At 60.0% G+C, this 20,757-nt stretch carries 18 protein-coding genes; 13 read left to right on the top strand and 5 right to left on the bottom strand.

Annotated features, from left to right (window positions below; genetic code table 11):
- Positions 1-97 precede the first annotated feature (97 nt).
- Positions 98-232: a hypothetical protein gene (locus PV407_RS05290; RefSeq protein WP_332088844.1), complete on the top strand. Its 135-nt coding sequence runs from the start codon at positions 98-100 to the stop codon at positions 230-232.
- A 95-nt stretch (positions 233-327) separates the two neighbouring features.
- Here the strand turns inward: PV407_RS05290 and PV407_RS05285 are convergent, their stop codons facing one another.
- Positions 328-1,329, bottom strand: coding sequence for an NAD(P)-dependent oxidoreductase (locus PV407_RS05285; RefSeq protein ID WP_332088843.1), 1,002 nt, complete (start codon positions 1,327-1,329; stop codon positions 328-330).
- A gap of 164 nt (positions 1,330-1,493) precedes the next feature.
- Here PV407_RS05285 and PV407_RS05280 point away from each other — a divergent pair, with 164 nt between their 5' ends.
- Both PV407_RS05280 and PV407_RS05275 read left to right on the top strand, forming a co-directional pair.
- Positions 1,494-2,168 (top strand): FadR/GntR family transcriptional regulator, encoded by a 675-nt coding sequence (locus tag PV407_RS05280; protein ID WP_332088842.1) that lies wholly within the window; start codon positions 1,494-1,496, stop codon positions 2,166-2,168.
- 129 nt (positions 2,169-2,297) lie between these two features.
- Complete coding sequence (locus PV407_RS05275) at positions 2,298-3,440, top strand: CynX/NimT family MFS transporter (protein WP_442951626.1); 1,143 nt, start codon at positions 2,298-2,300, stop codon at positions 3,438-3,440.
- Positions 3,441-3,563: 123 nt separating this feature from the next.
- Here the strand turns inward: PV407_RS05275 and PV407_RS05270 are convergent, their stop codons facing one another.
- Positions 3,564-4,556: a Gfo/Idh/MocA family protein gene (locus PV407_RS05270; RefSeq protein ID WP_332088840.1), complete on the bottom strand. Its 993-nt coding sequence runs from the start codon at positions 4,554-4,556 to the stop codon at positions 3,564-3,566.
- Between the two features lie 240 nt (positions 4,557-4,796).
- Here PV407_RS05270 and PV407_RS05265 point away from each other — a divergent pair, with 240 nt between their 5' ends.
- Positions 4,797-5,696: a hypothetical protein gene (locus tag PV407_RS05265; protein WP_332088839.1), complete on the top strand. Its 900-nt coding sequence runs from the start codon at positions 4,797-4,799 to the stop codon at positions 5,694-5,696.
- Here the strand turns inward: PV407_RS05265 and PV407_RS05260 are convergent.
- Positions 5,693-6,550: a DMT family transporter gene (locus PV407_RS05260; protein ID WP_332088838.1), complete on the bottom strand. Its 858-nt coding sequence runs from the start codon at positions 6,548-6,550 to the stop codon at positions 5,693-5,695. The genes PV407_RS05265 and PV407_RS05260 overlap by 4 nt on opposite strands.
- A gap of 213 nt (positions 6,551-6,763) precedes the next feature.
- On the opposite strand from PV407_RS05260, the gene PV407_RS05255 reads away from it, so the two are divergent.
- The 8 genes from PV407_RS05255 to PV407_RS05220 all read left to right on the top strand — a co-directional run bounded on the left by PV407_RS05255 (position 6,764) and on the right by PV407_RS05220 (position 17,957).
- Entirely contained in the window at positions 6,764-9,067 is a 2,304-nt protein-coding gene (locus PV407_RS05255) for a helix-turn-helix domain-containing protein (protein ID WP_332088837.1), read from the top strand.
- Between the two features lie 185 nt (positions 9,068-9,252).
- Positions 9,253-10,224 carry an ABC transporter permease gene (locus PV407_RS05250; protein ID WP_332088836.1) on the top strand — a complete coding sequence of 324 codons (972 nt, stop codon included), beginning with the start codon at positions 9,253-9,255 and terminating at the stop codon, positions 10,222-10,224.
- A 14-nt stretch (positions 10,225-10,238) separates the two neighbouring features.
- A complete protein-coding gene (locus tag PV407_RS05245) occupies positions 10,239-11,102 on the top strand; it encodes a carbohydrate ABC transporter permease (protein WP_332088835.1) in 864 nt (287 codons plus the stop codon).
- An 18-nt stretch (positions 11,103-11,120) separates the two neighbouring features.
- Complete coding sequence (locus PV407_RS05240) at positions 11,121-12,635, top strand: extracellular solute-binding protein (RefSeq protein ID WP_332088834.1); 1,515 nt, start codon at positions 11,121-11,123, stop codon at positions 12,633-12,635.
- Positions 12,636-12,659: 24 nt separating this feature from the next.
- Entirely contained in the window at positions 12,660-14,102 is a 1,443-nt protein-coding gene (locus tag PV407_RS05235; RefSeq protein WP_332088833.1) for a sulfatase-like hydrolase/transferase, read from the top strand.
- Between the two features lie 152 nt (positions 14,103-14,254).
- Positions 14,255-15,661, top strand: a complete 1,407-nt coding sequence (locus tag PV407_RS05230) for a spore germination protein (protein WP_332088832.1) — start codon at positions 14,255-14,257, stop codon at positions 15,659-15,661.
- Positions 15,662-15,688: 27 nt separating this feature from the next.
- On the top strand, positions 15,689-16,843 hold the full coding sequence (locus PV407_RS05225) for a Ger(x)C family spore germination protein (RefSeq protein ID WP_332088831.1): 1,155 nt from the start codon (positions 15,689-15,691) through the stop codon (positions 16,841-16,843).
- A gap of 19 nt (positions 16,844-16,862) precedes the next feature.
- Complete coding sequence (locus PV407_RS05220) at positions 16,863-17,957, top strand: GerAB/ArcD/ProY family transporter (RefSeq protein ID WP_332088830.1); 1,095 nt, start codon at positions 16,863-16,865, stop codon at positions 17,955-17,957.
- Between the two features lie 56 nt (positions 17,958-18,013).
- On the opposite strand, the gene PV407_RS05215 is transcribed toward PV407_RS05220, so the two are convergent.
- Positions 18,014-18,538, bottom strand: a complete 525-nt coding sequence (locus PV407_RS05215; RefSeq protein WP_332088829.1) for an ankyrin repeat domain-containing protein — start codon at positions 18,536-18,538, stop codon at positions 18,014-18,016.
- A 204-nt stretch (positions 18,539-18,742) separates the two neighbouring features.
- Complete coding sequence (locus tag PV407_RS05210; protein WP_332088828.1) at positions 18,743-18,925, bottom strand: hypothetical protein; 183 nt, start codon at positions 18,923-18,925, stop codon at positions 18,743-18,745.
- A gap of 302 nt (positions 18,926-19,227) precedes the next feature.
- Between PV407_RS05210 and katA the strand changes: the two genes are divergently transcribed.
- Positions 19,228-20,682, top strand: a complete 1,455-nt coding sequence (gene katA, locus PV407_RS05205) for a catalase KatA (RefSeq protein ID WP_332088827.1) — start codon at positions 19,228-19,230, stop codon at positions 20,680-20,682.
- Positions 20,683-20,757 lie beyond the last annotated feature (75 nt).

Raw genomic sequence — 20,757 nt, 5'->3', positions numbered from 1 at the left:
CGCAAAAACGGATTTCGTTCGCTGTCATCATCGCCATGGCTGTAACTATGCTCTTATCGTTCGGGACGCCCGACAAAGCCGCTTCCATGTCCGGTATGTGACGACCGGCTACAAGCAGACATGGAGCGCGCTTGTCACCGACCCGACCCCTTACCGGTACGTGCGCGTCGTCAAGACGAACGAGCAGGTCACGCTCGTCTTCGGCAAATTCCGGGTGCTGGTCGAGCCTTAAGCACCCGAACGATAAAGCCGCTTAACCATTCATGGCCCGAAACAAGCCCGGCCCGGGAACAGCTGCTGTTCCCGGGCCGGATTCGCGGAAGCGCCTCAAGTGCTCAGCAAATAGCGCGCGCGGTCCATCCGGAAGCGCAGCGGCTCGCCGTTCAGATGGCGGCGGATGTTGTCGAGACATATTTCTTCGCGGCGAAGCAGCCGCGGCAAGTTCCAATTAATGATGTCGAGCGAATGCGCCGTCATCGACAAGTTGCTCCACTGCCGCGCCGGGTGGCCGGGCTCCAGCGAGTCGCTGCCGGCGAGAACGTCCAGTCCGGCGCGCAGCCGGCCGCTTTCCAGCTCGGCGAACAGCGCGTCCTGGTCGATAATCGCGCCGCGCGCCGTATTGATCACGATCGCATGGTCGGGCAGCCGGGCGAGCAGCTCCGCCGTCACCGTGCCGCGCGTCTGTTCCGTCAGCGCGGCGTGGATGACGATCGCGAGCGAGCGGTCGAACAGCTCCTCGAGCGAGCCGACCCGCGCGCACCCTTCCGGCAGCTCGGCGACGAACGGATCGTATACCGCCAGCTCGGCGCCGAACGGGCGAATGAGCTCGACGAAGCGGCGGCCGATCGCGCCCATGCCGTAAATGCCGACCGGCAGCCCCTTCACCAGGCCGCGCTGCACGCCGTTTATCAATCTCCAGCCGCCCTGCTCCATATGCTTGTTTTGCGGGCGCACGTCTTTGATCGCCTGCAGCAGCAGCGTCATCGCCGCCTCGGCGACCGCATCGGCGGGGGCGTCGCCCCAATTCGTCACCGGGATCCCCGAGTCGATGATGTCGAGCGAAATCCAGCGGGTCATCTCGCCGGTAATGTTGCATATGTATTCCAGCTTGCCCCTGTCGCGGGCGATATCGTCGGGAACCGGCGCCGAGCCCCACATCGTGAGCAAAATATGGCAGTCGCGAATTAGCGCCGCCCGCTCCTCGTCCGACAGCTGTTCGCCGTTCCGCACGATCGTCAAATCGCCCAATTGCTTCAGCTCGTCGATGAAAGGGCCGCTTTCGGGCATTTTGGAGTTCGAGGTGCCGAGGTGCAGCATTTGTTTTCTCATGTTCGTTGTGCCTCCATCCTTCTGTTTCGATCGTCTCGAGTTCTCATTTATCGTAAGCGATTTCGCGGAAAAACGGAAGCCGCCCCTTCTTGCAGCCAAACACTAAATATGATAAAGTACCAATCATCCAAACATCCTACGTTTATAAAAAGGAGGACGGCTCTATGCTGCAGCAACCGACCCGGCTGACGCTCGTCGAGCAGGTGGCCGGTCAGCTCCAGTCGCTGATCGAATCCGGCCGCTGGCCGCTCGGCTTCCGCATCCCGGCCGAGCCCGAGCTGATGGCCGAGCTGAACGTAAGCCGCAATACGCTGCGGGAGGCGATCCGGGCGCTGACCCACGCCGGGCTGCTCCGAACGCGCCAGGGCGACGGGACGTACGTCTGCTCCTCCAGCGCGCTGGGCGTCGTGCTCGAGCGCCGAATCAAGCGCGAGGAGCTGCTCAAGACGCTGGAGGTGCGCCATGCCCTCGAGCGCGAAGCGGCTTGTCTCGCCGCGCGGCGCCGCAGCGAGGAAGACGCGGCGGAGCTGCGCGCCCGGCTGGACGCTTGCGAGTCGGCGGCGGAGCGCGGAGACCAGGAAGCGTTCATCGCCGCGGACGTTCGCCTGCATCAGGCGATTGCGGCCGCGTCCGGCAACGGGCTGCTGCAGGAGCTGTACGCCCATGTCGCCGACGCGCTGCGGGAATCTGTCGCCGAGGCGGTCATGCGGAGCGGCGCCTGCCTGCATCAAACGACGCACCGCCGCCTGTTCGAGGCGATTTGGGAGCGAGACCCGGAACGCGCCGCGGAGGCCGTTCGCGACTATATCGAGCAGGCCAAGCAACAAATCGATGCGTAGGACGGAGGAACCATCATGAAAACGCAACAAGTACGCTCCGATCGAGCGGAACGAACCGAACGCGACGGGCAAGCCGGGCTTGCCGCGCGGAGCGCGTCCCCCGCGTCGCGCTGGGCGCTCGTCGTCGGCATGGTCGTCATCGCCGCCAATTTGCGGGCGCCGCTCACGTCGGTTGGACCGCTCGTCGGAACGATCCGCGAATCGCTGACGCTGTCCGCCGCATGGGCCGGGGCGATCACGACGCTGCCGCTGCTCGCCTTCGCCCTGCTGTCCCCGTTCGCCTCGAGGCTCGCCCGCCGGTTCGGCATGGAGACGGTCCTGTTCGCGGCGATCGGCTTGCTTGCCGCCGGCATCGCCGTCCGTTCGCTGGCCGGGACGGCAGCGCTGTTTCTCGGCACGGCGCTGCTCGGGCTGGCCATAGCGGTATGCAACGTGCTGATGCCGGCGCTGGTCAAACGGGAATTTCCCGAAAACGTCGGGATGCTGACCGGCGTCTATTCCGTGTCGATGAATTTGTGCGGCGCGATCGCCTCCGGCGTCAGCGTGCCGCTCGCGGCGGGCGCCGGACTCGGCTGGAAAGGAGCGCTCGGCTGCTGGGCGGCGCTCGCCCTGATCGCGGTCGCGCTATGGCTGCCGCAGCTTCGCGGCCGCAGCCGGCCGTCCGCATCGCCGTCGGCGGGCGTCAAGCCGACGAAGCTGTGGCGCTCCCCGCTCGCTTGGCAGGTGACGCTGTTCATGGGGCTGCAGTCGCTCATTTTTTACGTGACCGTGGCGTGGCTTCCGGCAATTTTGGGCGGGCGGGGCATGAGCGCGGGAACGGCCGGCTGGATGCTGTCGCTGCTCCAATTCGCGCTGCTTCCGTTTACGTTCGTCGTCCCGGTGCTGGCGGGACGGATGAAAAGCCAGCGCCCGCTGGTCGCGTTGACGACGGCGCTGTACGTTGTCGGCATCGGCGGACTGTTAGTCGGCGGGAACGGCTGGATTCCGCTCTGGACGATCGTGCTCGGCATCGGCGGCGGCTTCGCGTTCAGCCTGGCGATGATGTTTTTCACGCTGCGCACCCGCACCGCCCACGAAGCGGCCGAGCTGTCCGGCATGGCGCAGTCCGTCGGCTATTTGCTGGCCGCCGTCGGACCGGCGCTGTTCGGGATGCTGCACGACGCCGCGGGCGGCTGGACCGCCCCGCTGCTGCTGTTGCTCGCGGCCAGCCTGCTTATTTTCGCATGCGGCATGGGAGCGGCGAAGCGCCGCTACGTAGACGAGGAGCGGTAACGGCGAAGCGGCGGCTCGTCGGTCAGCCCGGCCCGCCTCATCGGCCCGTCGCAGACGACTCGCAAGCCGTCGCCGCCCGCAGCAAAAAACCTCCCGGACCACCTATCCCGGGAGGTTTCGTTTTCAGCTTTGCGCGGCGTCCGCCGGATAAACGAGCCCGATCTGCCTCCGCGCTTCGTCCGCCACTTCCATCGTCCATAGCGAATGCGCATGGGAATTGACGGACGATTCCGCGTCGCCCCGACGAATGAGGCGAATAAATTCGTTAATCTCGTAAACCATCGTGTTCGCCGCCTGCTCCCTCGTCAAATCGGCGACGCTGCCGTCCCTGTAACGGATGCGCACCGACTCCATCTGGCTGATCTTGGCGATCGTCATCGTGCCGCGCTCCCCTTGAATTTCGGACGGCAGCGACGAATCGGCGATTTTCGAGTAATGGATGACCGCATCCATGTCGGGATACCCGAGCAGCAGGCTGCCCTCCCCGTCCACGCCGGAATCGAGCAGGATCGCGTTCGCCCGGATGCGCTCCGGTTTGCCGAACAGCACGACGAGCGGGTAAATGCAATAAACGCCCAAGTCCATAAGCGCGCCGTTGGAAAAAATCGGATTGAACGCGTTCAGCACCGTGCCTTGCTTATAGGCGTCGTACCGGGACGAATATTGGCAGTACCCGGCGACGTAACGCCGCACTTTCCCGAGCTCGGGCAGATGGTCGCGCACCGCGCCGAAATTCGGCAGCAGCGTCGACTTCATCGCCTCCATCAGCACGACGCCGCGCTCGCGGGCGGCCTCGATCATCCGCCGCAGCTCCGCGGCGTTCGAAGCGATCGGCTTCTCGCACAGCACGTGAACGCCGTGCTTCATGCAAGCCAAGGCGTGCGCCGCGTGAAACGAATTCGGGCTGGCGATGTAGACGGCGTCGATCCGGCCGCCGCTCGCCATCTCCTCCACGTCCGTGTACGCATGGGCGGCGCCGTGCTTGTCCGCGAATTCGCGAGCCCGCTCCTCCGTCCTTGAATAAACGGCGGTCAGCGCGAAGCCGTCAACCTCCCGCGCCGCCTGCAGAAACGACTCCGTAATCCAGTTCGTACCGATAATGCCGAAACGTATCATAGAGACTCCTTGTTCGTTAAAGGTTATTCCGTCACGGGAACAGCATACTTGAAATTGCGGCCTCCTGCAAATGCCCGCCCGGCCCCGTTCCGCGCCTGCCGAATCCGCTTCGGGCGGATCGCTTCGAAACGGGCATATCCATAAATGACGCCGACAGAACGAATAAGTTAATAGGAGCGGTACGCCGACGAACCTGAAACGGCGACCTCCGTTCCGACGAAAACGAGAGGAGAAACGAAAATGCTCACGCGAAAACGCGGCAAAACCGTTCGGACTCTCATCCTATGCGTCTTGGCGGCCAGTCTTTGCCTGATCCATAAACCTTCGAAAGTGCGGGCCACGTGGCTTTGGGATGCGTCGCTCGTCGCCAAGGACGCGGAGCGCATCGTAAGCTTTGCCGAACAAAACCGAATCAACCTCCTATACTTGCAAATCGATCGAAAGCTGGACTTCGGCGTATACCGGGCTTTTATCGAAAAAGCGTCCGAGTCGGGCATCGCCGTACACGCGCTGGACGGAGACCCTTCCTGGGCCAAAGAAGAAAACAAGCCTCGCATCGCGGAGCTGGTCGATTGGGTGAAGTCCTATAACGAGGAGGCCTCCTCGTTACAGCGACTGAAAGGGATTCATTTGGACGTGGAGCCCTACAATCGGCCCGGCTGGGAGACGGGGCAAAGGCAAAGCATCGTCGACGGCTGGATGGCCGCCATCGAATATTTCACGGACATCGCCGGAAGCTTGAACGACGTGGAGCTCGGAGCGGACGTACCGTTCTGGCTCGATGAAATCCCGGCGAACGCGAAAGAGGAACAATCGTTAAGCCGTTGGATGATCGAGAAATTGGATCATATTACGATCATGGCTTACCGCGACCGGGCGCTTAGCCCCGGCGGCATTGTGGAGGCGGCGAAGAACGAGGTCGAAACGGCAAGCGTGCTGGGAAAAAAGGCGATCGTAGCCGTCGAAACGAACCCGACGGGCGAAAGCTACACGACCTTTTACGGAAAAGATGCAGGCGATCTGATGCGACAGACGCTGCTCGTCGAAAAATCGTTCGACGGATATGCCGCGTATCAAGGCATCGCCGTGCACGATTACACGGGATGGAGCAATTTGGCGAAAAGGACGGACCGCCCCTAGCCCGGACTCCCCCATACGCCCAGCACGATAACGCCGGCGGTGATGAGAAGCGACGTAACGATGCGGCGCTTGCCGTGCTTCTCCCGCAAGATCCGGACGCCGAGCACGGCCCCGAACACCGTGCCGATTTCCCGCATCGGGGCGAGCTGGGCCACGGGGGCGATCGACAACGCGTACAAAAACAGCAAATAACCGGCCGGCGCCAAAACGCCGCCGAGAACGATCGTTTTCCCGTTCGCGCGCCATTCCTCGCGCATGCCGCGCGAGCGGAACGCCGCCGCGCTAAGCGCAAGCGCGTTCCCGACGTTCGAGGCTTCGTTCAGCACGACGGCCGGCACATGCTCCAGCGCCAGCTTGTCGACGACGATGTAGCCGGCGATGCAGACGCCGACGGCGAGCGCCAGCAGCGGGGCGCGCCAAGAGCCGCTCCCGTCCCGGCCGAGCCGGATCTCGCTGAGCAGCGCGATGCCGCAGACGATGAGCGCGACTCCGCCCCAACCGTACGGCGTCAGCGACTCGCCGAGCGCGAACACCCCGGCAAGCGGCACGAGCAGCGGACTCGTCCCTCTCATAATCGGGTACACTTGCGATAAATCGCCGACCGCGTAAACGGCGGCGAGCAGCACGACATACAGCCCGTGCAGCGCCATCGACGCCGTCAGCCACAGCGCCGCCTCCCCCGACCAACGCACCGCGTCGAGCTCCATGATCGTCCACGGCAAAAACAAAACGATCGCCGTCAGCTGGCAAAACCACAAAAATACGTTTTTGTTCCGGCTCCGTTTCGCGTACAAATTCCATACGGAATGAATAAACCCCGAGCCGAGCACGAGCAGGACGGCTACGCCCAGCATCGAATCCCCTCTCCCTCTCCCGCGGGTTCGGTCTTTCCCTTTATTGTACCGGGTTTCGGCGCCGATACAACCTTTTTAAACGCTCCGCCCCAGTTTGCCGATAGATGCAAAACGGCGCGTTTTGCCTGCCGTCCTCCGGCGGGACAACGATCGTCCGGTCGTGCTACAATAGGAGCACGGAAAATCAAGGGCTTACATGAAGGGGATTCGGGCATGAAACGAAACGTGTTTGTGCGGCTGCTGCTTCATTTGACGCTGGCGATGGTTCTCGTCACGATCGTCTCCGGCACCGTTGTATACGGTTACATGAATCGGATGCTGAAGCGGGAAGTATACGCCTCCAACGTCGAGGTGCTCGGCCAAACGCGGAAAATCGTCGAGAACGCGCTGGCCGAAGTGCAGCAGACCGCGTCCTCCCTCGCCTTGAACAAAGACGTGCAGCGGGCGGCCTCGCTCGATTGGGACATGAACGAGGAATACCGGTTTCTCGAAGCGATCAACGGCATGTTTCGGGACCGGGTCAGCTCGTCGCGGACGATTCATTCGATTTATTTATACAGCGTTCGCAACGGCAAAATCATTTCCGATTCCGGCATCGCGGAATTGTCGGGCTTTTGGCATGCCGGCGCCGTCGAAACGTTCAGGAAGGAAACGAAATCGTCCTCGTGGTACGATACGAATCCGGTGACGTACGCCGAAGGGACGCAGGAAAACGTGCTCAGCTACATGATGAGCGTGCCGCTCAACTCGCTGAGCAAAACCGGCGTGCTCGTCGTCAATTTGAAGGAAGACTTGCTGTACAACGCCGTCGTCAATACGAACAACCGCAAGCTCGGCAACGTGGCCATCCTGAACGCCGACGGAAACGTGCTGTCTTACAAGGACAAACGATTGCTGTTCACCCGATTCGAAGCGGCCGATGCGGAGCAGATGAAGGAAGGCCAAACCGGCTACTTCATCCGCGACCTGAACGGCACGGAAACGTTCGTTTCCTATATCACCTCGGACATGAACGGATGGCAGTACGTCACCTTCAACCCCGCGGCGGAAGTGTTCAAGCAGTCCAGGGCCGTCCTGGGCGTGACGCTGACCGTATCCGGACTATGCTTCGCGATCGGCCTCGCGCTCATGATCGTCGTGTCGGGGCGCTATTACAGCCCGATCAAGCGAATGGTGCAGGCGATCGCGCTGCGCGCCGAGCCGCCCGCGTCGTACAAGGACGAGTTCAGCTTCATCCGCGGATCGTTCGACCGGCTGTGGAACTTGAACGAGCAGTTTCGGGAAAAGCTGAGAGAGAACGAGATCGTCATGAGAGAGCACGTTTTGCTCCATTTGCTGCTGGGGAAGCAAACCGCTTACGAGGACGTCGCGCGAGAGCTTGACGAGCACCGCATCCCGCTGAAGCCCGAGCGTGTCGCCGTTCTGGCGCTGCAAACGCAGTTCCCGGAAGAAGCGGACGAGGCGCCCGAGCTGAACCGCAAGCTGCTGCGGTACCGAATCGTTCGCATTTGCGAGGACATCGCCATGGAGGCCGGCGGCGGAGTCGTGATGAGCCAGGTGCAGCAGCACGATGTGGTCGTGCTCAACTTTCCGCCGGACACGACAAGGGAAACGGCCCCCGTTCGCGCCAAGACGATCGCCCGAAGCGTCCAGAGCGCCATTTTCGAGCAGACCGGGCTGAAGACGTCGATCGGCATCGGCGGCTACTACGAGAAGGCGACCGACGTAGCGCTTTCGTACCGCGAAGCGATCGACGCCCTTCTGCTCGAGCGCATGTCGGAAGCCGGCGGCATCGCCGCCTTCCAGGACCTGCTCGCCGGCCAGGCGGACCGCGGCTCGTTCATCGCCTGCCGCGGCCAGGCGGACAAGCTGATCGTCGAGCTGAAAAGCGGCAATCTCGAAGCCGCGCTGCAGATCAAGAACGAAATCGTCGAACGGCTGCGCACCGACGACTCGCTCGGCTACCATTACAAGCAAATGATTTTGAACCATATCGTCAACGGCCTCATTACCGTCGTCTTCGAGCTGAACGGCAACGTCGAGGACGTATTCGGCGCCGATTCGAACATGGTGTACGATTACGGCAAGCAGACGTCGCTGACGCAAATCGGGGCCTGGTTCGACCGTATGATCGAAAAGACGCACGCGTTCATCCAACGCAAGCGGGACCATAAAACCGCGGACTTCATGGACAAAGTGACCGCCTATATACGCCGGCACAGCCGGGAGCCGTTAAGCGTCCAGTCCGTGGCGGAAACCGTCTTCATGAGCGGCAACTATTTCAGCAAGCTGTTTAAGGAGGCGACCGGCAAAACGTTCGTCGAATACGTGACGGAAGTTCGGCTGGGCGACGCCTGCGCCCAATTGACAGGCACGGACAAAACGATCGCGGATATCGCGGAAGCGAGCGGTTTCGGCACGAAGCTCAATCTGATTCGCGCCTTCCGCAAGCATTACGGCGTCACCCCTACCGAATATCGCAAAAACGGCATTGCGAGCCGGCTCGAAAACGGGTAAATCGCGATTCGCGATACCGATGTGAGAAATTGATACCCCGCTTCAACCGCAATTGCGACCAAAAGGCGGAAATCGAATCTTTCCGCCCCCCTCCTTCCTAATTATGCTGATATCCGTGAGGACGAACCGGCGCGAACCGGATCCGCCCTTGAAAACGCTATCGCATCGATAAAGGAGGGTCGAACATGAACCGCATCGTCCCCGGCAACCGGCCGGATCCCCGTACCGCTCCCCCGACGCCGCTGAAGCCGTCCGGCACATTCGGAGGACATCTGCTCGCGAACCGCTACTTGTACCTGATGCTCGTGCCGGCGCTGCTGTACTACGGCATATTCCATTATTATCCGATGTACGGAGCGATCATCGCCTTCAAGGAGTACAGCTTCTCGAAGGGCATCCTCGGCAGTCCCTGGGTCGGCTTGAAAAACTTCGACTATTTGTTCGGGCTGGACAAATTTTGGGACGTGTTCCGGAATACGATCGTGATCAGCCTGTACCGGCTCGCCTTCGGCTTTCCGCTGCCGATCGCCGTCGCCCTGCTGCTGAACGAAGTGCGGGTCCGGGCGTTCAAGCGGACCGTGCAAACGGTCATTTATTTGCCCCACTTCATTTCCTGGGTCATTCTCGGGGGGCTGCTGATCAACCTGCTGTCGACCGACGGCGGCGTCGTCAACAAGATCATTCAGGCGTTCGGCGGAGAGCCGGTCGGATTTTTGAGCAGCGAGGATCATTTCCGCGGCACGCTCGTCTGGTCGATGATCTGGAAAGAATTCGGCTGGAACACGATCATTTATATGGCGGCGCTCGCGGGAGTCAATCCGCAGCTGTACGAGGCGGCCGTCATGGACGGAGCGAACCGCTGGAGGCAAATCCGGCACATTACGTTGCCGTGCATCCGCGGCACGATCGTCGTCCTGCTCCTGCTGCGCATCGGCTCGATGATGGAGGCGGGCTTCGAGCAAATTTTCGTGCTGTACCATCCCGCCGTCTATTCGGTCTCGGATATTATCGATACGTACGTATACCGGATCGGCTTGACGGAAGGGCGGTTCAGCCTGGCCGCCGCGGTCGGCTTGTTCAAATCGGTCATCAACTTCGCTTTGCTCGTCGTCGCCAACAAGCTGGCGCGGATGATGGGCGAACAAGGCGTTTACTAGAGGAGGGACCTTGGATGAGGCGAAGCTTTACCGGCCGGTTGTTCGACGTCTCGAACGCCGCTCTGCTCGTTTGTTTATCCGCCGTAACGCTGTACCCGTTCTGGGATTCGTTCATCGTATCGATCGTGCCGCTGCAGGAAAGCATGGCGAGCAACGTCCATCTGTTTCCGAAAACGATTACATGGGAAGCTTACGCCCATGTGTTCAAGATGAAGGAGCTTTGGTCGTCGTACGGCGTCAGCGTGTTCGTCACGGTCGTCGGCACGCTGATCAGCATGGTCGTGACGGTGCTGGCCGCCTATGCGCTGTCCAAGCCGCAGCTGAAAGGCAGGCGGACGGTCATGTTCCTCATCGTCTTTACGATGATGTTCAGCGGCGGGCTCATTCCGACGTATCTCGTCGTCAAGCAGCTGCACCTGCTCAATACGGTATGGGCGCTTATGATTCCGACGGCGGTCACGACGTACAACCTGATCATTATGCGCAACTTTTTCGGCGGTCTCCCGGAAAGCCTGGAAGAGTCGGCGCGGATCGACGGCTGCAACGATCTCGGAGTCCTGCTGCGCATCGTCGTGCCGCTGTCGATGCCGGCGATCGCCACGGTCGCCCTCTTTTACGCGGTCGCCCGCTGGAACGAATTTTTTACGGCGGTCATGTACGTTACGGACAAGGACAAATGGCCGCTCCAGCTGTTTTTGCGCGCCATGCTCGTCGAGAACGAGGCGAGCTTCCAGGGCGGGGGCGACAATCCGTTTCTGCTCGGGCAGTCGGTGAAAATGGCGGCGGTCATGATTTCGACCATCCCGGTCATGCTCATTTATCCGTTTTTTCAAAAATATTTCGTCCAGGGCGTCACGCTCGGGGCGGTCAAAGAATAACGAGGGGGTTTTACCGACATGATCCGATCATTCGCCAAAACGAAAGGGGCCGCGGCCGCGCTGCTGCTGCTCGCCCCGACGCTCGCCGCCTGCGGCGCATCCGAGTCCGGGCCCAAGGAAGGTGCCGGCGAACGGACGAAGCTCGTCTTCATGACGACCGGCGACGTCGCCTCCGGCAGCATCAAGCCGGACGACCGCATCGTGGCCGAAATCAACAAGCGGCTCGGCATCGACCTGACGCTGAAAATCGTTCCGGAAGGCTCGTACGATAAAATCAACGTGGCGATGGCGACGGGGGACCTGCCCGACGTCGTGACGATCAACTATCCGTCCAACTCGCTGTCGCAATGGATCAAGGACGGCTTGATCGTCCCGCTCAACCCGTATTTGTCTTCGATGCCGACCGTGAAGCAGAAGCTGGAGAGCCGGTTGCAGTGGACGGCGATCGGCGGCAGCTACTACGGCTATCCGTTTATCGAAAACGAGCGCTCGAACCGGCTTCTCTCGTACCGGGCCGACTGGTTCGAAACGCTGGGGCTCAAGCCGCCGAAAACGTTGGACGAGTTTTACGCGGCGCTCAAGGCGATCGCGACGCAGGATCCGGATAAAAACGGCAAGGCGGACACGTACGGCTTTACGTCGGTGAAGCCGGGCACGGAATCGTTCGACTTCGTCTTTTACGCCTACGGCATGCCGTACGGGGATTACGCGCTCGACGCGAGCGGCGCCGTCATTCCGAAATTCGAGCACCCGTCGTTCAAGCAAGGGATGGCTTATATCAAGAAGCTGTGGGACGAGAAGCTGATCGAGCCGGAATATATGCTGAACGATACGCAGATGAAGGAGCAAAAGTTTTATCAGGGCAAAGTCGGCATGATGGACGCCAGCCTGTACCGCCACGTCAGCCGGATCGAGACGAGCCTGCAAAAGGTGAATCCGCAGGGCAAGCTCGGCTATATGGCTCCCCCGTCCGGTCCGGACGGCAAGGCGGGCATGGGCGCCACTCCGAAATCGGGCCTGTTCACCGCCGTCACGAAAGGCGCGAAAAACCCGGAAAAGGCGGCCAAGTTCATCGAGTTCATGCTGTCGAAGGAAGGCCGCGACCTGCTCGAGCTCGGCATCGAAGGCGTCCACTATACGAAGCAGGGCGACAAAATCGTCTACAACGAAGCCGAGCGGGCCAAGGACAGCTTCGCCTCGGGGGGCTGGGCGCATGCGCTCGCCTGGGGCAGCGTCGTCTGGCCGCTGACGAACAATTATTTGCCGCAAACCGAGCCGCAGGCCGATCGGGCGAAGGAATCGGTCGAGATCGCGTCGAAAGTAATGGTCCCGAACTTGATCAACGTGACGACGGCCGCGGAGAACGAATACGGCGGCATCGTCAAGGAGCTGTACAATCAATATTTCATGAACATGCTGACCGGCAAAATCGGCATCGACGCCGGCCTGGCCGAGCTGTCGAAAAAATGGCGCGAGCAGGGCGGAAGCACCATTTTGGAGGAAGTCACGAAAGCGTACAAGGAGAAAAAATAACGATTCGATCCGCGGAGGTGCTCGATGGAACAGCGCGGCCAAAAACCGAATATCGTATTCATTTTGTCCGACGATCAAGGAGCGTGGGCGATGGGCTGCGCCGGCAACGGCGAAATCGCGACCCCGAATCTGGACCGGCTGGCGCGCGAGGGGATGCGCTTCGACAATTTCTTTTGCGCGTCGCCCGTTTGCTCGCCCGCCCGGGCGTCGCTCATGACCGGCAAAATTCCGTCCCAGCACGGCGTCCACGACTGGATTCGCGAGGGCAACATCGGCGATTCGGCGATCCGCTACTTGGAGGGCCATCCGACGTTCGTGGAAACGCTCGCCCGGGACGGGTACGTATGCGGCCTAAGCGGCAAATGGCATCTCGGCGACAACAGGACGCCCGCTCCCGGCTTCTCGTTCTGGTACGCCCACCAGACCGGCGGCAGCCCGTATTACAACGCTCCGATGGTTCGCGACGGCAAGCCGTATATCGAGCCCGGCTATGTCACCGACGTTATTACGGACGAGGCGCTTCGGTTTCTCGAGGCGCAGGACGGCGGCTCGCGGCCTTTTTACCTCAGCGTGAATTACACGGCGCCGCATAGTCCTTGGATCGGCAATCATCCGGAGGAATTCGTCCGGCTGTACGACGACTGCCCGTTCGCATCGTGTCCGCAGGAGCCGAAACATCCGTGGACGATTCCGAACGCGCCTTGGGGCGACGATACGCGGGCGAATTTGCAGGGCTATTTTGCGGCGGTGACGGCGATGGACCGGCAAATCGGGCGCATCCTGGATCGGTTGGAGCGGATGGGCGCAAGGGGCGACACGCTCGTCGTCTTTATGAGCGACAACGGCTTCAGCTGCGGCCGTCACGGCTTCTGGGGCAAAGGCAACGGCACGTTCCCGCAAAATATGTACGACAGCTCGGTCAAGGTGCCGGCGCTGTTCAGCCATCCGGGACGCATACCGCAAAATGTCGTCAGCGACGCGCTGCTCAGCGCCTACGACTTCATGCCGACGATTCTCGAGTACGTCGGCCTCAGCGACGTAGGCGATAGCAAGGCGGAACGGCCGGAGGCGCAGGAAGAACGGGCCGCCGCGCTGCCGGGCAAAAGCTTCTTCCCGCTGCTCGTCGGCCGGCCCTGCGACGTGCGCGACGACGTCGTCGTTTACGACGAGTACGGCCCGGTCCGGATGGTCCGCTCGAAGGAATGGAAATATGTTCACCGGTATCCGTACGGTCCGCACGAGCTGTACGATCTCGCCGGCGACCCCGGCGAAACGCGCAACTTGATCGACGATCCGCTGCACGCCGAAACGGTTCGGCGCCTGAAAGCGAAGCTGGACGACTGGTTCGCGCGCTTTGCCGACCCGGCGGTGGACGGCTCCCGCGAGCCGGTCGCGGGCGCCGGGCAAATCGGCCTCGCCGGCGTGCGCGGCCGGGGGCGCACGGCGTTCGCGCCGCCAGGCAAATAGAAGGAAGCCGGAGGGGAGCTCCCTCCGGTTTTTCGCGTTTTCGGAAATTGTGCGGGTTTCCGTCTGCATAAGGAATCGGCACTCGTCCATACTATGGCATGTAAGGAAAGCGGGTGCTAAAGTTGGAACTAACCTCTAAGGTCCGCGCGACTTTGGAAACGATCAAATCCGAGCTGGGCGATAGCTCGGATTTATCCGTACGCGAATGCAGAATCGGCGCGGAGCGCATTCCGGTTATCGTCTTATGGATAGGCGGGTTGATCGAAAAGCAAACGTTGAATGCGAACGTCATCGTTCCGCTGCTTGCGGGAACCCGGAATTTGAATCTGACCGACATGTCCGAACCGCTCCATGAGCGGTTAAGCGATTCCATCGTAACGACTTCGGAAGTAAACGTCGTCTACTCCGTTTCCGACGCCCTCTCCCGCCTGCTGTCCGGTTGGACGATCGCCCTCGCCGGGGACGGAAACGCGATACTCGCCTTCGATACGCGAGGCCTCGATACCCGCAGCATCGAGGAGCCCGCCTCCTCGACGGTTACCCGCGGACCGCGCGACGGACTGGTCGAATCGCTCGAGACCAATATTTCGTTAATTCGCCGGAGGCTCAAAGACCGGGCGGTTCGCGTCGAGACGCTGACCGTCGGAAAGGTATCGCGTACGGCCGTTGCGATCGTCTACTTGCAAAACCGCGCGATGCCCCAGGTTGTCGGGAAAGTACGCCAAAGACTCGCCGCCATCGACATCGATGCCGTACTGGAATCCCAATATATCGAAGAAATGATCAAGGATCGGCCGAGCTCCGTCTTTCCGACCGTATACAGCACCGAACGTCCGGACGATCTGACGGGAGGCATATTGGACGGACGAGTGGCCTTATTGGTGGACGGATCGCCGTTCGGGCTGCTTGTCCCCTGCACCCTGTTCCATCTGCTGAAAACTTCCGAGGACTATTATTTGGCTTTTCCGGTGGCGACCTTTATTCGATGGCTCCGGATGGTCGGATTTTTTTTCACGCTGCTGCTTCCGTCCCTCTATGTGGGCGTGCTGACGTTTCATCCTGAAATGGTGCCTCCGAGGCTGCTCAGCAGCATTTTGTCGGCCCGCGAGGGCGTTCCGTTTCCGGTGCTTCTGGAAGCGCTCGTCATGGAATTGACCTTCGAAGTGCTGCGGGAAGCAAGCATCCGGATGCCGCGGACGATCGGTTCCGCCATCAGCATCGTCGGCGCGCTCGTCATCGGGGAGTCGGCCGTGAAAGCCGGCATTATTTCGTCGCCCGCCGTCATCGTCGTAGCCGCGACCGCCATCGCCTCCTTTACGATTCCGTCGATCGAATTATCCGGCGCCATCCGTCTGCTGCGGTTTTTCATGCTGGCTCTGGCGTCGATGCTCGGCCTATACGGCGTTTTTATCGGCTTGATCCTGCTCGGGATCCATACGACATCGCTTCAATCGTTCGGAATTCCTTATTTGGCCCCGTTCGGTCCGTTCAAAACGAGAGAGGCGGTCAAGACGTTTCTTCGCGTCCCTTGGTGGGTCGATCGGCATAAACGGCGGTAGTCCAATCCAACCGCATGGAGGAACGGTATGCACGTACGAAAGTCGATCCGCTTGCTCGCCGTATGCTTTCTGCCCGTTCTTCCGCTCGTTCTCGGCGGATGTTGGAGTCAGATCAATCTGGATCAATTGACGGTCGTCTCGGCGATCGGGCTCGATGCGGCCGAAGACGACCGTGTCGAAGTCACGGTGCAATTGGTCAACCCTACGCTCCCCGTCGCGGCGGGAGGCGGCCAACAGCGCAAACCGTTCGCCATCTATTCGTCGAAGGGCCTGACGATCGAGGACGCGCTGAAGCAAATCAAACAGCAGGCGAAAAAAAGCGTGTTTCTGCCCCAAACCCGGGTCGTGCTCATCGGCGAAGCCATGGCGAGACGCGGTCTCGACGGGATTATGGATTTTTTTTGGCGCGAGCCTACCCATAATATGAACAGTTGGGTGCTTATTTCCAAAACCCCCGCCCGGAAAGCGCTCGAAAGCTCGTTCGAGCTCGAAGCGGTACCGGCCGACGAATGGAAAGAATATTTGAACAGCAAAGAGCGCAGACCTTCGATCGAAGCCGATATGCTGTACCAGTTTTTGCCCAGACTGCAGCAGGACGGTTTTCATGCATCCGCCGCAGGCATGTTCCCCGTATCGGGTGCAAGGGGCAAACAAATCATGAAAATCGGAAATACGGCCGTCTTTAAACGCGAAAAAATGGTCGGATGGCTGACGTTAGAGGAAAGTCAAACGACAAACTGGCTTACGCGGGACTCTCGGAAAGGAAGCATGCGGGTCGACCTGCCTGAACAAGGCGAAATCAATTTCGATTTACGAAATATTCGAGTCCGGATCGATCCGGCATTTCGGCAAGACCGGGCGTCCATGAAGATCCGCGTTCAAGGCGACGCGGAGATCGTCACGACTACGGCTCTTCTGAATGTAGCGGATCCGAAGACGGTTGCGATGCTGGAACAGCGGCTCAACGAACGGATTCGCGCTTCGATCGAGGAGACGATCGCCAAGGTGTGCGGGACGTATAAAACCGATGTGTTCGGCTTCGGCGAATCGATTCATCGCAAATTTCCGCAAAAATGGAAGTCGTTGAAGAAGCAATGGGATGAAGAGGTGGACAAGCTGGATGCGCAAGTATCCGTTTCGATGAACGTCTTCAAATCCGGCATGTTACGGGACGGGATTTAAAGCAAAGGACTGAATGCAGGTGAAAGCGACGCGAATATCCGACTATCAGTTTTTCTTCATCATCTTCGTTTCCGTTACGTCGTTAACGTTTTTTTCCGTTCCGCTGCAGCTCGTTTCCAAGGTAAAGCAGGATTTATGGCTCTCGATGGCTATCGGCACCGCCGTCGATCTTTATGTGGCCGCCATTCTCGCCTGGCTCGGGAACGCCTACCCCGGACAATCGCTTGTCCAATACCCGTCGGCCGCTCTGGGGAAAGCTGCGGGGAAGCTCGTTGGCGCGATCTTCCTCTTGTTTTTTGTCGGCGTGGTCGTTTCGTCCTTATGGATTTTCAGCGATTTTTTGGCGCGAACGCTGATGCCGGAAACGCCCCGGTTTTTGTTCTCCACAACGATGACGCTGTGCGCGGGATGGGCGGCGTCCAAAGGACTGGAGACGATCGCCAGACTCGCGCAGCTGATCGGCGCGGTCATTCTGATCGTCTCCATTATCATGTTCGCCACCTCGCTGCCGTTGTTCCGTGCGGACCATTTGCTTCCCCAGTTCGAGAACGGCTTCGGTCCCGCCGTGAAGGGATCCGTCTATTCCGCGAGCTGGTTCGGAATCTGCATCATGATGGGCATGCTGATGCCGCATCAAGCCAATCCGAAGCGGACGTTTCGGATGAAAACGTTCGCCGTGTTGCTCGGCTCGTCTCTGATGACGTTGTATTTGCTGTACTGCATCGGAGTTATGGGGCCTTATATGGCCGCCCGCCTGGAAAATCCGATTTATACGTTCGCGCGAATTACGAGACTGGTCATTTTCGAACGCATCGAGGTGCTGCTGCTGCTTGTGTTCATAACCGGTACATTCATTACGATGTCCACTCTGTACTTTTCGGTCGCGGAAGGAGTATCGCAATGGCTTGGCGAACGATGGCGCAAAGCGTCTCTGTACGGTTTCGGCGTTTTGTTCGTTTTAAGTCCGGTGCTGCCGTTCCGCCACCATTCCGCGCTCGTCGACCAATATTTGAGCAAATGGTTTCCGATGGTCGCCTTATCCGTCGAGGGAGGCTTGACGACGATCGTCTTTTTGGCAGCGTTTTTGAAGAAAAAGCTTGGACCGAGAAGGTGAATCGCGCCATCGGGACATTTTCGGCAAAGCAATTCGAAGCCGCTCCCGGAACAGGCTTATGCCGATGCGCCGCGCTCGCGCAAAAATGCGGCGACGTTATCGTTTCCTCTCCGGACGGCGACGGACAGCGCCGTTTCGCCTCCTTGCCCCGCGGCGGCGTTCGCGTCCGCGCCATGCTCGAGCAGCAGCCGGATCAGCTCGACGTTGTCGTCGTGGAACGCGGCCACATGCAAGCACGTATGTCCGTTGCTGTCGAACAGCCGGGTGTCCGCGCCGCGCTCCAGCAGCAACCGGACGACATCGAGGCTGCGCTCGCCCGCGATCGCCGCATGCAGCGCCGTGTTGGACGGAATGTACGATACGTTCGAATGGGAGACGGCGTTTACGTTCGCGCCGCCTTCCAGCAGGACTCGCACCGCATCCCGGTTGCCGTAATGCGCCGCATAGCCGAGCGGCGTAAGTCCTTGGCCGTTTTCCTCGTTCGCGAGGCCCGGCTCGATTTCGAGCAGCTGCTTCAGCTTGTCCGCGTCTCCCGATTGCGCCGCCGCAAATAGTTCGTCAATCCGCGAATTGGACTCCATATTTCGATGCCTCCGTTCCGGTATCAACCACGCTTGTTTGTCTTCGATACGTTCCCATTATAATCCGGCAAGCGCCGCCCAAGCTTCTCGAATCCCCCCTTTTCCGAAACGAATGGCATTTGTCTCGAAGGTTCGGGAGGGCGATATCTTTTTCCTGCCGGCGTCGCCGATTCGGTCATGCCGCCGCCTACCCGCACATACAGTCTAGTAACGGCTTTGATCCCGCTTCTCGTTAATATAAAGGTCCAGCGCCTTGATCCCCCGATGGGCCAGACGAATGAACAGCACGAGACAATAAACCGACAGCCCGATCAATGCCAAATAAATCAAAATGCCGAACGAGCTGAAAAGCGAAATCAGACTGAACGATACTCCGCCGCCGCCCATACGCGATTCCTCCTTTGAACGTTTTCTACTTGTACGTGCGTAAGTACGCGAAAGTTTCAGGATCGGTGCGTTCCGGCTCTCGCCAATGCCCGTGAACGCGTATCGGCGAAGCAGGGCGGCGGGCGGCCGCGCGGCGTTGGATGCATCAAAGCGTCGCGGTTTGCCGTGCGGTATGCGAGGATGTGGTCGGACGATTCTATTATTATTTATAATTATTTTAATTTAATATTGATATTTTAATTGTACATGGTATCATATTACGTATAGCAGCATCATACTTATTTCATGAGGTGATTCGATTCATGAGTACGAATTCCGATAAACGTTTGACGACCGGCTGGGGCGCTCCTGTAGGCGACAACCAAAATTCGATGACGGCCGGCGCGCGCGGTCCGACTTTGATCCAGGACGTCCATCTGCTGGAAAAGCTCGCGCACTTCAACCGGGAACGCGTCCCCGAACGCGTCGTGCACGCGAAAGGCGCCGGGGCGCACGGCTACTTCGAAGTGACGAACGATTTGACGAAGTATACGAAAGCCGCCTTCTTGTCGGAGGTCGGCAAACGGACGCCGCTGTTCGTCCGGTTTTCCACGGTCGCCGGCGAGCTCGGCTCCGCCGATACGGTGCGCGATCCGCGCGGGTTCGCCGTCAAGTTTTACACGGAAGAAGGCAATTACGATCTGGTCGGCAACAATACGCCCGTTTTCTTTATTCGCGACGCGATCAAATTTCCGGACTTCATTCATACGCAGAAACGTCATCCGCAAACGCATCTGAAAAACCCGAACGCCGTTTGGGACTTCTGGTCGCTGTCGCCGGAATCGCTGCACCAGGTTACGATTCTGATGTCCGACCGCGGCATCCCGGCCACATATCGGCATATGCACGGCTTCGGCAGCCATACGTTCAAATGGGTGAACGCCGAAGGTCGGGCGGTTTGGGTGAAATATCATTTCAAGACGGAGCAGGGCATCCGAAACCTGGACGTCGATCTCGCCGCCAAGCTCGCGGGCGAAAACCCGGACTACCACACCGAAGATTTGTTCAACGCCATCGCCGGCGGCGACTATCCGTCGTGGAAGCTGTGCGTGCAAATCATGCCGATTGAAGACGCCGACACGTACCGCTTCGATCCGTTCGACGTGACGAAGGTTTGGTCGCAGAAAGACTACCCGCTCATCGAGGTCGGACGGATGGTGCTTGACCGGAACCCGGATAACTATTTCGCCGAGGTCGAGCAGGCGACGTTTTCGCCGGGCTCGTTCGTTCCGGGCATCGAAGCGTCCCCGGACAAAATGCTGCAGGGCCGTCTGTTCGCTTACTCCGACGCGCATCGCTACCGGGTCGGCGCGAACCATAACGCGCTGCCGATCAACCGGCCGAAGGCGGAAGTGAACAACTACCAGCGCGACGGCTCCATGCGCTTCGACGGCAACGGCGGCGGCTCCGTCTACTACGAGCCGAACAGCTACGGCGGACCGAAGCAATCGCCCGAGCACAAAACGTCGCCGTACCCGGTATCGGGCTCGGCCGACAGCGTTGCGTACGACCACGACGATCACTATACGCAGCCGGGCGACCTGTACCGCCTCCTGTCCGAAGACGAACGTGCCCGTCTCGTGCGCAACATCGTCGCCGCGATGAAGCCGGTCGAGAAGGACGAAATCAAGCTGCGCCAAATCGCGCATTTCTATAAGGCCGATCCGGATTACGGCCGGCGCGTCGCGGAAGGTCTCGGCCTTCCCGTACCGCAATAAGCGGCAAGCCGAAACACCCCCGGTCCACTTCAGTGGATCGGGGGTGTTTCATTGCAAGCTCGGCCGCGGATATCG

It is taken from the genome of Paenibacillus sp. GYB003, from assembly GCF_036577625.1.
GTDB lineage: Bacteria > Bacillota > Bacilli > Paenibacillales > NBRC-103111 > Paenibacillus_AB.
This window is presented reverse-complemented; position numbering and strand designations above follow the sequence as displayed.